The 12,841-nt window shown below is 59.1% G+C and carries 10 protein-coding genes; 1 reads left to right on the top strand and 9 read right to left on the bottom strand.

Annotated elements, in window-relative coordinates:
* Window positions 1-698: 698 nt before the first annotated feature.
* From AB5Y94_RS01925 to tapM, 9 genes are all read right to left on the bottom strand, one after another.
* Window positions 699-1,571: a Dam family site-specific DNA-(adenine-N6)-methyltransferase gene (locus AB5Y94_RS01925; RefSeq protein WP_017765003.1), complete on the bottom strand. Its 873-nt coding sequence runs from the start codon at window positions 1,569-1,571 to the stop codon at window positions 699-701.
* Window positions 1,572-1,641: 70 nt separating this feature from the next.
* Window positions 1,642-3,252 (bottom strand): SPOR domain-containing protein, encoded by a 1,611-nt coding sequence (locus AB5Y94_RS01920; protein WP_215269975.1) that lies wholly within the window; start codon window positions 3,250-3,252, stop codon window positions 1,642-1,644.
* The gene (gene aroB, locus AB5Y94_RS01915; protein WP_368204598.1) at window positions 3,242-4,324 is read right to left on the bottom strand and encodes a 3-dehydroquinate synthase; all 1,083 of its coding nucleotides are present in this window, start codon (window positions 4,322-4,324) and stop codon (window positions 3,242-3,244) included. The genes AB5Y94_RS01920 and aroB overlap by 11 nt, the downstream gene beginning before the upstream one ends.
* Window positions 4,325-4,338: 14 nt before the next feature.
* The gene (gene aroK / locus AB5Y94_RS01910; protein WP_005298388.1) at window positions 4,339-4,857 is read right to left on the bottom strand and encodes a shikimate kinase AroK; all 519 of its coding nucleotides are present in this window, start codon (window positions 4,855-4,857) and stop codon (window positions 4,339-4,341) included.
* A 191-nt stretch (window positions 4,858-5,048) separates the two neighbouring features.
* Entirely contained in the window at window positions 5,049-7,250 is a 2,202-nt protein-coding gene (locus tag AB5Y94_RS01905; protein WP_017785074.1) for a type IV pilus secretin PilQ, read from the bottom strand.
* Window positions 7,251-7,266: 16 nt separating this feature from the next.
* Window positions 7,267-7,797: a pilus assembly protein PilP gene (locus AB5Y94_RS01900; RefSeq protein WP_005298376.1), complete on the bottom strand. Its 531-nt coding sequence runs from the start codon at window positions 7,795-7,797 to the stop codon at window positions 7,267-7,269.
* Complete coding sequence (gene tapO / locus AB5Y94_RS01895; protein ID WP_005298374.1) at window positions 7,794-8,393, bottom strand: PilO family type IV pilus biogenesis protein TapO; 600 nt, start codon at window positions 8,391-8,393, stop codon at window positions 7,794-7,796. The genes AB5Y94_RS01900 and tapO overlap by 4 nt, the downstream gene beginning before the upstream one ends.
* Entirely contained in the window at window positions 8,390-8,968 is a 579-nt protein-coding gene (gene tapN / locus AB5Y94_RS01890; protein WP_025201298.1) for a PilN family type IV pilus biogenesis protein TapN, read from the bottom strand. The genes tapO and tapN overlap by 4 nt, the downstream gene beginning before the upstream one ends.
* Window positions 8,956-10,026: a PilM family type IVa pilus assembly protein TapM gene (gene tapM, locus AB5Y94_RS01885; RefSeq protein WP_024941160.1), complete on the bottom strand. Its 1,071-nt coding sequence runs from the start codon at window positions 10,024-10,026 to the stop codon at window positions 8,956-8,958. Before tapM ends, tapN begins: the two co-directional genes overlap by 13 nt.
* A gap of 287 nt (window positions 10,027-10,313) precedes the next feature.
* Between tapM and AB5Y94_RS01880 the strand changes: the two genes are divergently transcribed.
* Complete coding sequence (locus AB5Y94_RS01880; RefSeq protein ID WP_010633193.1) at window positions 10,314-12,803, top strand: penicillin-binding protein 1A; 2,490 nt, start codon at window positions 10,314-10,316, stop codon at window positions 12,801-12,803.
* Window positions 12,804-12,841: the final 38 nt, after the last annotated feature.

The raw sequence follows: 12,841 nt of genomic DNA, 5'->3' as shown, positions 1-12,841 counted from the left end.
AACTGAAAGCCGTGTCCATGGTTTCCAAGTACTCAATCAGAAAAATTCAGTCCCCAGGCCAGCCTTTCACCAATACCAATAAAACCTCACTTCGCCGCAGGATCAACAACCTCAATCCAAATAAAGAAACACCCCGCCAGCAATGCGTGACCTCTGAGTCACAGCACCAGGGTGCTTGAAACCAGCGCCAATCGACTTGAACCCGAAAAGGGGATAATGGAAGCAGTGAAAACTGTGCATTGCCTTGTTATAAGCCCGTCTGGGCTAGCTCAGTAGATAGTGTTCGGTTAATGTCCGGTACCGACTTTCAACCAGGTATGGTCCTGTCCTCTGTCCCTGCATCAATTAAAAATTTAGGCCTTCTGACTCATCCGCATCGATCACTGAGTGAGTTATTGGATTCGCTGTTCGGGTGTATGTCAGGCACAGCTGTGAGCCTTTCGGCGTACAGAGAGATCCATGATCTCCAATCTTGCTGATCGTGTTTATGCAACCACACCAAAACGGCCAAGCTTCCCTGAATGTCATAACAGGTTTGAGCCTGTCGGCGGGTCCACTCACTTTTTCAATCTGATCGACCAGTTATCACGCTGTGTTCGCTTCGCACCTTGTCCCATCGAAGTCGGAGATAAGTGTGCTTACCATATTTTCAAACCGAGATACTGGAATATAAACGGCACCTTGGGGTGCCGTCTGTCTCAGCCGAGTGGCGCCAGTTCGGCGTCGCTCGGGTAGTAGCCCTGCTCCGGCTCGATGCCGGGCGGATAGAGCGCCAGCAGCTCGGCTACCTTGTTGCGGGTGCCACCGTTGCGGCTGATGGTGCGTTTGACCAGGATCTCGTCGAGACGGGCGCCGCGATAGAGTTCGCGGGTCAGCTCGATGTCGTGGTTGCTGATGAGCACGGGCACCCCTTTGCGGGCCGCGGTGTGGCGGGCCAGCCTGGCCAGCACGGCCTGATCGTCCAGGGTAAAGCCGCCGGCCGAATAGGTGGTGAAGCTCGCTGTGGTGGAGAGCGGCGCATAGGGCGGATCGCAATAGATGACCCAATCCTCTTCGGCGCGCTGGATGGCGTCGGCATAACTTTCACAGATGAAGGTCGCCTTCTGCGCCTTCTCGGCGAAGGCCCACAGCTCTTTTTCCGGGAAATAGGGTTTCTTGTAGGAACCGAACGGGACGTTGAAGCCCCCTTTCTTGTTGTAACGGCACAGGCCGTTGAAACCGTGCCGATTCAGAAACAGGAACAGCAGAGCACGCTCGAAACTGGTATCGGCCTGATTGAACTGGGTACGCAGCCGGTAGTAGGCGGCCTTGTGGTTGTGCTCGGCCACGAACAGCTTGCGCGCCTCGGCGATGAAGCTGTCCGGCGTCTGCTTGAGGTGGTTGTAAAGCCCGATCAGATCCGGATTGATGTCGTTGAGCACATAGGCGTCGTAGTCGGTGTTGAGAAACACGGACCCGGCCCCGACGAAGGGCTCCAGCAACACACGCCCGGCCGGCAAACGCTCGGCAATCTCTTCAACCAGGGAGTATTTTCCCCCGGCCCATTTTAAAAAAGCGCGTGTTTTTTTCATGGAAATCCGGTGTTAAGAAGGCATCGACCAAAAAAGGGGGACGATTCTACCCCCTTCCCGGCCAAAATGGCTATTGCTTCAACTCTTTTTGTACCTGCGCAAACGACTTGGGCCAGGGTTGACCCTTCAGCAAGGCGGGCGACAGCTTGCGAATGGCGGCCTTGGCCTGGTTGCTGCTGGCGTAGTCCCCCTGCAGCACCACGTACCAAGGGCTGCCGCGGAACTGGGTCTGATAGACCCAGATCTTGCCAGCCAGGCCATTTTCGGCCACGAACTTGTCGACCGCCTTGGTGTTGCTCGCCCCCATCAGCTGGATGCTGTAGTGGCTGCGCGGCTTCTTGTTCAGGGTGGCGGCAGGGGTCAACGCCACCTTGGGCGCCGGAGTCGCCAGCGGCTCGGTGGCAGCCGGTTTGACCACCGGCTTGCTGGTAGCCTGTGCGGGTTGAGCCTTGGCGACTGTTGCTGGCTGGGCAGCCGCCTGGGCGGTGGCATTGGGTGTGGCCGCCTGCTTGGCAGGCGCATCCTGGGTGGCTGCCGCCCGGGAATCGGCGCCGGTCAACTCATCCACCACCGCCGTGGGCAGGGCCCCACTGACGTTGGGCTGCTTCATCAGCTTCTCGACCACCTCGTCGGAGATCACCACCCGGCGCCCCTCGTAGTTGGTCGATTCGGTGGTAACCGTGTCGCTCTCCACCGCCTTGGGCAAGGCCTTGGCATCGGGCTGCCAGTCGCGTACCACACCACCCTGATTGGTGGCGGCACCATCATTGTTCACACTCTGATTGCCGTTCTGGCTACTGTTGCTGCCGCCGACGGTGAGCGGATCGCCACCCGACACGGGGATCGGCAGCGCCGTGCTCTGGGCGGGTTCAGACACGGCCCCTTTGTCGTCACTGCTGAACAGGGCCGGCAGCAGATAACTCAGGGCCAGCAGGCCGCCGGCAACCAGTGCCAGCAGGGTCGCAATCTTCTTGACGGGCAACTCGGCCTGACGTTTCTTGGGCCTTCTGTCGGTCATGATATCCTCCAGTAACTGCATGATGGTGGACGGATGTCCATTCGCCACTTTCAGGATCTCTTCCACTTTCGGCTTGGGCAAGAGGGCTGTCGGGATCTTGAGCTCTTTGGCCTTCTCATACAAGAAGATACGTTGTTCGGGGGCGCTCAGTGGCGCGACTTCCAGCTCCAGTGCCGGCATGGCACGCCCTTTGAGCAACGCCTTCTGGGTGCGACACCAGACGTCATTGCCGGACACCATGATCGCCAGCTGATGGGGCACAGCCAGGGTGTCGTTGTGGCGGCACAGGCTCCACAGCTCGCCAACCAGTTCGGCAGGCAGCTCGTCTGCCCGTTCGATCAGCAGCAGCAATGTGGCCGGTTTGCCCTCCAGCATGCGAAAGAAGCTGTCTGCCAGCGCATCCTGTGGATTGAACAGCGGGCGGGCCACCACCTGGGGCAGCAACAGCTGACGCACGTCCACCATCTTCATGGCCGGACTGCCGATCAGGCTGGCGACGCGGACTTTTTCAGGCAGACGATCGAGCATGTCCTGGCACAAGGTGCCGCGACCACTACCGGGTTTGCCGGAAAGAAAAATGAAAGGATGATTGAATTCAATCAGATGCAGCAGCCGGTCAACCAGCTGCCGCTGGGAAGGAAGCTTCAGCAGTTTATTTGTCACGACCAGACTCGATCACCGCCAGCAGTTCAGCATCGGAGACATCGGCCACCACCTGGGCATGACCGATGCCAACCGGCAGCACCAGACGCAGTTTGCCTTCCAGTACCTTCTTGTCGCGACGCATGTGGCGAATGAAGGCGGAAAAATCCATCTCGGGCGGTGCCTGTACCGGCAGATTGGCCGCCAGCAGCAGCGCCCGGATACGAGCTACGTCCTGCTCGGTCACATCGCCACGGGCCTGTGCGGTCCAGGCTGCCAGCATGGTGCCCGCCGCCACGGCTTCGCCGTGCAGCCAGTTGCCGTAGCCCTTTTCGGCTTCGATGGCATGGCCAAAAGTATGACCCAGGTTGAGCAGGGCACGCACGCCATGCTCGGTTTCGTCCTGACCGACCACGTCGGCCTTGATTTCACAGCAGCGACGGATGGCATAGGCCAGCGCGGCCGGCTCCTGCGCCTGCAGACGGGACATGTTGGCTTCGAGCCAGCAGAAGAATTCGGCATCCCAGATGATGCCGTACTTGATCACCTCGGCCATACCGGCGGCGAATTCACGGGCAGGCAGGGTCTGAAGGCACTCGGTGTCGATGACCACGTGTCTGGGCTGATAGAAGGCCCCGATCATGTTCTTGCCGAGAGGATGGTTGACGGCGGTCTTGCCGCCGACGGAGGAGTCAACCTGGGAGAGCAGTGTGGTAGGCACTTGAATGAAAGGAATGCCACGCTGGTAGCTTGCCGCAGCAAAGCCGACCACGTCGCCTATCACACCGCCCCCCAGGGCGATCAGAGTGGTATCACGGCCATGGTTGGTTTCCAGCAGAGCGGACATGATCCGCTCGAAGGTTGCCAGGTTCTTGTAGGCCTCGCCATCCGGCAGGATCAGGTGTTCAACCTGATAACCGGACAGCAGCTGGGTAATGCGCTCAAGATACAAGGGGGCGACAACGGTGTTGGTCACTATCATGACCCGCTTGCCCTTGATGGTTTGCGTCAGCACCTCTGCATGCTGCAACAGACCCGCCGCTATCTCGATGGGATAGCTGCGTTCACCCAGTTCGACCTTCAACCTTTCCATGGACGTCCTCTTGATTACATGCCGATCAACTTGACGATTTGATTGGCAACAACTTTTGCGCTCTGGTCGTCAGTCTGGATGACAAAGTCAGCCACTTCTTCGTACAGGGCGTTGCGCTCTTGCGCCAGACGCTCGAGTACTTCGCGCGGCGGCTCTTCGGTTTGCAGCAGCGGGCGACGTTTGTCACGTTGCGTCCGGGCCAGCTGCTTCTCAATGGTGGTCTCGAGGTACACCACGATGCCGCGAGCAGAGAGTTTGTTACGTGTTTCACGGCTCTTGATGGCACCGCCACCCGTTGCCAGCACGATACCCTGCTGTTCGGAAAGGTCACCAATGACCTTCTCTTCGCGGATCCGGAAACCCTCTTCGCCTTCAACATCGAACACCCAGCCGATATCGGCACCACTGCGGCGCTCAATCTCATGATCTGAGTCGAAAAACTCCATATGCAGTTGTTCTGCCAGATGTCTACCTATGGTGCTCTTGCCCGCACCCATGGGACCTATCAGGAAAATATTGCGTTTCTCAGCCATGTCTTTTCGTTAGTAATTACAAACTGTACGACCCCGACAAACTCTCAATCGGGGTACCTATGAACCTTATCTTGCGATGGATCAGGAGGGGGATTATCTCAATAGAAATCAGGACTGGCAACCGCAGTCCTTACGCCCCAGCCTCATTGGGGCGTAAGGTTATATGTGTTTTACCTTCACATGTAAAGTCTTCAGAAAGTCTCGGTGACTATCTTCGGTGTCACGAAAATCAGCAGCTCCCGCTTTTTGTTCGCGCTGGTCGTCTTGCGAAACAGCACCCCCAGACCCGGGATATCACCCAGCAGGGGGACCTTGGTCACATCGTTGGTAATGGTCTGCTGATAGATACCGCCCAGCACCAGCGTCTCGCCATTGTTGACCAGCACCTGGGTGGTGATCGACTGGGCGTTGATGGAGACGGCATCGCCGGTACCAGTGGGTACGGTTTCACCCTTGGTGTCCTGGGTCACAGTCAGATCCAGGATCACCCTGTTGTCGGGAGTGATCTGCGGCGTCACCTTGAGACTCAGCACAGCCTTCTTGAAGGTGACCGAGGTAGCCCCGCTGGAGGAGGACTCCACATAGGGTATCTCGGTCCCCTGTTCGATCAGCGCCGGCTTCTGGTTGGCCGTGGTCACCCGGGGACTGGCGATGATCTCGGCCTTGCTCTCCTTCTCCAGTGCCGACAACTCGAGATCCAGCAAGGTGCCGTTCGCCAGCCGCGCCACCTGGAAGGCCAGGGTACCGGCGGCATTGGTCACCGGCAGGTTGACGTTCAACCGATCGTCCACCCCGGGGCGGGTAATGGTCGAGCCACCGTTGTTGTTGCCGGAACCATCATTGCCCTCGATGGAGCCCGAGGTACTGTTGCCGTGACCGTCGTTCTTGGTCACCCCCCAACGTACCCCGAGTGCCTCGTCGAAGCCGTCGTCTATGGTCACCATGCGCGCTTCGATCACCACCTGCTTGACCGGGATATCCAGAATATCCAGCATGCGCTTGATGTTGCTGATGACGTCGGCGGTGTCCTTGACTACCAGCACGTTGGTCCGCTCATCCACGCTCACCGCCCCCTTGGCAGAGAGCAGCTTGGTGCTTTCAGACGAAAGCAGCGCCGCCACCTCGGATGCCTTGGCATAGTTGATCTGCAGGTATTCGGTGTAGAGCGGAGCCAGATCGGCGACCTGATTGCGACTCTCCAGCTGCTGTTTCTCGCGGGCGGCAATCTCTTCTGCCGGTGCAACCAGCAGAATGTTGTTGTCGAGCCGCTTGTCGAGTCCACGCACCTTCAAGATGATGTCGAGGGCCTGCTCCCAGGGCACCCCATCCAGCCGCAGGGTGATGTTGCCCGACACCGAGTCCGTGGTCACCAGGTTGAGATTGTTGAAATCCGCGATGAGCTGCAACACGGTTCTGACCGGAATATCCTGGAAATTGAGAGAGATGGGTTTGCCCTGATACTGCTTGCCGGCACTCGCTGCGGTGCGCTTTTTCACCTCGACGATGAACATCTTGTCTGCCTGGTCGTAGCGATAATCAAACTGGCCATTGACCGACAGCTCGAACAGGGTGTCATTGCCTTGGCGAAACACCTCAACCTGAGAAACAGGGGTGGCAAAATCCTGCACATTGATCAGATTGAGCAGGTCGTCCGGAACCCGGGTGCCGTGAAACTTGGCCAGCACAGTCTGACCGCGGCTGCTGACGTCCACGGCGGCTGAGCTGTTATCCAGCGTCACCAGAAATTCCCCCTGTCCGTCCTTGCCACGTCGAAAATCCACGCCTTTGACGGAGTTGAAGTAGGCACCACTGGCCGAAGTTTGCGGGGTTGGCAATACAGGTTTGCTGGCAACCGGCGCCGCCACCGGAGCACTCTGGCGGGCAAGCTGCTGGCTGTTGATCAAGGCCGACGAGGTTGCCGGCTGGGTATTGATAAGGGCGGACGAGCTCGGCTGGGGGGCCACCATCCCGGAGGAAGAGGTCGTGGTTGGCAGCGGCATGGCCGCCTTGTCCCCCAACGCAACCAACAGCTTGTTGCCCTGCTGGTGCACCTGATAGGGGGTCAGTTGATCGAGCGCAATCTTGATATCGAGACCCGCCCCCTTGCCCTCTACCTTGATGTTGTCTACCCCCTGCTGCTTGATGGGCAGGGGATTCACGTTGAGTGCCCCCACCGCCCCCGGCACATGCAGCAGCAACTGGTTGGGTTCATAGGAGAGCCGATCGGTAAACCCGCTGACCGGTTCACTGAAACTCAGCTCCAGCAGCAGTTGATCGGCCATCAGCGGATTGACTTTGACCTCCTGCAGGGTGGCCACCGCCCAGGCCTGGCCCCATGCACCGACGCAAAACAGCAGGGCCACTCTGGTTGCCTTACCTATTGTTGTTCTCATCGCAGTTCATCCCTGATTATCGTTTTGCTTCAAGATTGGCCATGCCCAGCTGGGTTTCTCGAGTCACCCAGCATCCTTTGCCGTCCGGTATAGTCTCAATCAAATCCACATAAGTGTCAGTGATCCTGATCACCCGCCCCTGATCCAGCCCCATATGCTGGTTGAGGCCTACCCGGATGGACTGACCATCCGGCGTTCTGATCAGAGCCCACAGCTGCCCCTGCTTGCCAAGGGAACCCTGCATGCTCAGGCTGGCCAGTGAATAGTTCTCCAGCACCTCTTTCTCTCTGTTGGCGACAATCTGGGCGCAATCCGGTTTCACCTTGGCATCCGTCTTGGCACTGCTGGCCTCGGGCTGGGGAGCGATGAAGGGACTTCGCTGATCACTGAGATGATAAGCCATGGGAGAGAAGGGCTTTATTTCGGGAAGCGGTTCAATGGGGACCGGCTTTCTGGCCTTCACCTCGGCCACGTAATTATCCATGTCATCCTGACCACCGCAGGCCGTCAGCAACAATGCCGGCAACAGAACGCAGAGTATCCTCATTTTTTCTGCTCCACCGTCTTGCCGTTATATTTATAGGTCTTGGCCAGCATCGACATGGCGATCATGTCATCCTGCTCCTTGCCCTGACCCAGCGTGAACGACTCCAGAATGACGATCCTTGGCAAGGCCGCCATGTCAGCCGTGAACTTGCCGATCTCATGATAGGTGCCCACCACTTCTATTCGCATGGGCAGCTCGGTGGAAAACTCGTGCTTGATCTCCGGCTCCCAGTTGATGCGATTCAGCTTGAGGCCGTTGTCGGTGGCGATGAAGCTGATGTCATCCAGCAGCCCGGCCACTTCATGGGTATTGGGCAGCTGTTTTAGCTGGGTATCGACCAGTTGTTCAAGCTGCACCATCTGCGCCTTGTAGGCACCGAGATTGGCAGCCAGCATCGCCTTGCTCTCAAACTGTGACTTGAGCTCCGCCTCCTTGTCGGTTTCCTGGGTCAACAGAGTCAGCGACTTGGCAATCACGTAGTAATAGATGGCGCCCCCAAGCAGGGCACAGAAGAACAGGATGAAGATCCCCTTGGCCAGTTTGGGCCAGCTGGCAATGTTGTTGAAATCAAGTTCGTTGAGCTGTTGCAGGTTCATTTCTGCCCCTTAGCCATCTCGAGGCTGGCTCCAGCCGCCACGGCGACCTGGAACATCATGGAAAACTGGCTCAGGGAGACGGGTGCCACGTCAGCCGCAAAGATGGTGCTGATCTGCGACTGCCCCAGCCAACCGGAACCATCGATGCGACGCATCATGCTGGCCACCCTGCCATAGGCTTCGGTCTTGCCGTTCACGTCGATCCGGTTGTCCTGCAGAGCCAACGTGTTGAGATACACCCCATTGGGTACCAACGAAGGCAGCTGGTTGAACAGACGAACCGGCAGGTTGCGACGCATCTGCAGATGCTCGATCAGCTGCATGCGGTCAATCAGCTCCTTGCGCCGCTCCTTGAGCAGGCGGATCTCGCCAAGCTGGGCATCGAGTATGGTCATCTCCTGCTGCAGGCGCTGGTTGCGCTGCTGCTGATGGCCGATCTGCTGTTCCACCAGCCAGTCAGCGGCAAAACCGAGGGATGCCGTGATGGCCATGAAGATACCGAGCATGACGCCGAACTGCTTCTTCTGGCGCAGCGCCCTGGCTTCACGCCAGGGAAGGAGGTTTATATTTGACATGGCGTGAAGCTCCTCAATGCCAGACCCAGCGCCGTCATGTACTTGGCACCATGGGCAGCGACCTCTCCCTTGGGTTTGCCGAACAGGGTAAAGGGATCGGGATGCAACACCTCGCAGCTGAGCTCGTTGCCAATCTGAGCCGCCAACCCGGGCAGCAAACTGCCCCCTCCGCTCAACACCAGCTTGGAAAGCTCCCGGTGGCCGGAAGAGCTGCAAAACAGCTGGACGTTACGCCGCACCTGCTGCAACAACGCATTCATGTGGGGCAGCAACACATCCAGCTCGTGATCAACTGGCAACTTGCCCTGCAGCTTGGCCTGCTCGGCATCATCCAGAGAGAGGCTGTAGAAAGAGGCCAGCGCCTGGCTGTATTGGTCGCCACCGAAGTTCTGCAGGCGGGAGTAGATCACCTCCCCCTTCACCAGTGCGGCAAATGTCATGGCGCTGGCGCCGATGTCGATGACACCGACCGGTTTGTCCCACTCTTGCAGCTCAGGCAGACAGGCGAGTACCGCCCGCCCCAAGGCGTGAGCCCCGACATCCACCACCTTGGTGGTCATGTCAGCTTCCGCCAGCGCGGTGACCCGACCATTCACGCTCTCGGTTCGGGCCGCACTCAGCAGCACCTCCTGACGCTCCTGATCGGCGACCTTGCCCAGGATCTCGAAATCCAGGCTCACTTCATCGAGGGGGAAAGGGATGAGTTGTTCGGCCTCAAGCTGGACCTGATTTTCCAGCTCGCTTTCACTCAGGCTGGCATCCACCTGAATGACCTTGGTGATCACGTTGGAGCCGGTGACGGCAGTAGCCACATACTGGCTGCTGCCCGAGATGAGTCGCTTGAGACCCTTGAGAGACTGGCCGACCCGCTCGATATCCTGCAGCTGATAATCAACCAGGGTGCCTTTGGGAGTGGCAACCTCCGCCACGGACTCGAGGTGCAGTTTGCCGGGACGGCCGGTGATGGTCACGGCCTTGATGGTCTGACTTCCAAAATCAATGCCTGCCAGTGGAAGCAGAGAACCCTTGTTGAATAGCCCAAACATATACACATCCATGCGTTATATGGGTTTTAGGATTGATTGTAGGACAGCTAATCAGAAGATGATGGCTTAACTCATCCTAAATGCTCTATCTATCAATGTCATAAAGTTTATGCCGAAAAGTGATGCAACTCGCTTTCCGAGCCGCGCCCTCCTCCCCTTGGTTATTGAGTCGCAGAGTGCTAACCTCCCGCCTCTTCTCGAGGAGCCGGACCGTCGTCAGGAAAACCTCGAATTCACGAAGGCAAAAGGGCTATACTCTGCGCCCGTTGGCTAATTTTAAGACGATTGGTAGTTCTTCCATGCTGAAATGGCTCGTACGCCTGTTTATTGTCATGATGCTGGGTGCTGTGCTGGGTGTTGCCAGCCTCATCGGTATCTACTTCTACATCAAGCCCCAGTTGCCGGATGTGACCGCACTGCGCGACGTCAAGCTGGCCACCCCGATGAAGGTGTACAGCCGGGATGGGGAATTGATCTCCCAATTTGGCGAAATTCGTCGCATCCCCCTGCATCTGGATGAAATTCCCCAGTCCATGATCGATGCGGTGCTCGCCACCGAAGATGCCCGCTTCTACGAGCACCCCGGCATCGACCCCATCGGCATCCTGCGGGCTGCCACCGTCTGGGCCGTCTCCGGCCAGGCACGCCAGGGCGCCAGTACCATCACCCAGCAGGTTGCCCGCAACTTCTTCCTGAGCAACGAGAAGACCCTGGTGCGCAAGATCAAGGAGGTCTTCCTGGCCTGGCGCATCGAGCAGAACCTCTCCAAGGACGAGATACTGCAGCTCTACCTCAACAAGATCCCGCTCGGCTATCGGGCCTTCGGGGTCGGCGCCGCCGCCCAGGTCTACTTTGGCAAGGAGGTGAAAGAGCTCACTCTGGACGAGATCGCCATCATTGCCGGTCTGCCCAAGGCCCCCTCCATGCTGAACCCGATCCGTTCGCCGGAGCGGGCCTTCGCCCGTCGCAACGTGGTGCTGGGCCGCATGCTGGAAACCGGCAAGATCACCCAGGCCCAGTATGACGAAGCCTCCAAGATGCCGATCAAGGCCCGTTATCACGGTGCCGAAACCACTCTCAACGCCCCCTATCTCGGCGAAATGGTTCGCCAGAAGATGGTGGAGCAGTTTGGGGAAGACGCCTACACCATGGGCCTGCACGTCTACACCACGGTCACCGCCAAGCGTCAGCGGGCTGCCCGTCAGGCTCTGCTCGACGGCGTGTTCGACTATGACACCCGCCATGGCTACAAGGGGGTGACCGCCCAGCTGTGGAAGAGCGGCGAGGCCGACTGGGATTACGACAAGATCATGGCCCATCTGGCCAAGCAGCCGACCTATCAGCCGCTGATGGCCGCCGTGGTCACCAAGCTGGGTGACAAGAGCGCGACCATAGTGCTGAAAAACGGCAAACAGGCCGAGCTTGGCTGGAACGGCATCAAGTGGGCTCGTTCTTTCATCACCGACGATCGCCAGAGTTTTGCCCCGAAATCGGCACGGGACGTACTCAAGGTCGGCGCCCAGATCTGGGTACGGGAGAAGGGTGAAGAGCTGCTGCTCTCCCAGATCCCCGAGGTCAACGCCGCCCTGGTGGCCATGAATCCGCAGGATGGCGCCATCGAGGCGCTGGTCGGCGGTTTCAGCTTCGAGTTGTCCAAGTTCAACCGGGTCGATCAGGCACGTCGCCAGATAGGCTCCAACATCAAGCCTTTCCTCTATGCCACCGCGCTGGAGCAGGGCTATACCCTGGCCTCGCTCATCAACGATGCGCCGATCAACCAGTGGGATCCCTCCAAGGGCCCCATGTGGCAGCCCAAGAACTCCCCGGCCATCTATGACGGTCCCACACCGCTGCGCCTTGGTCTTGCCAAGTCGAAGAACGTGATGTCGGTGCGGCTGATGCGCGCCATCGGGCTGGATACCTATATCGACGGCCTCACCCGCTTCGGCTTTGCCCGCGACACCATCTCGCCCAACGAATCGCTGGCGCTGGGCGCGGCCGAGTTCACCCCGCTGGAAGTGGTGCGCGGCTATTCGGTGCTGGCCAACGGCGGCTTCCAGGTCACCCCCTACTTCATTACCGAGGTGACCGACAGCTTCGGGGCGCCTCTCTATCAGGCCAACCCGGCCGCCGCCTGCCGTGATTGCGGCGTACTGGCCGCCGCCGGTCTGGACAGCGCGGATGCCTATGCCAATACGGCCCCCGACTGGAAGGCCCAGTGCCCCATCGATCCCGTCGTGCCCAACAACATGGCGCCGCAGACCATCAGTGCCCAGAGCGCCTTCCTGGTCACCGATACCCTGACCACCGCCATCTGGGGCGGCAATGGCTGGCGCGGCACCGGCTGGCGGGCGGCTCGCGATCTCAAGCGCCACGATATTTCGGGCAAGACCGGGACCACCAACGAGTCGCGCGATGCCTGGTTCTCCGGCTATACCCCGAACCTGGTCGCCACCTCCTGGATCGGTTTTGACAACCACCAGCGTGGCCTGGGCCGGGCCGAGTTTGGCGGCGGCGCCGCACAGCCCATCTGGATCGACTTCATGAAGACGGCGCTCAAACAGATCCCCGAGCGCAAGATGCCGGTGCCGGAAGGGATCATCACGGTGCGCATCGACCGTGAAACCGGCCTGCTGACCAACCGCACCGATGGCAGCAGCACGGACGAGTTCTTCAAGGAAGGCACCGAACCGACCCGCTTCGCCACCCAGAGCTCGGATGGCAATCAGGTCTATGGCGGCGATGGCTCGGACACTGACGGCCCCGTCTCCACCGACGATATCTTCTAAGCAACCGCAGCAGACAAAAACCGGCGCCCAGGCGCCGG

Source organism: Aeromonas sp. s5, assembly GCF_040907865.1.
GTDB classification, from domain to species: domain Bacteria; phylum Pseudomonadota; class Gammaproteobacteria; order Enterobacterales; family Aeromonadaceae; genus Aeromonas; species Aeromonas dhakensis.
This window is presented reverse-complemented; position numbering and strand designations above follow the sequence as displayed.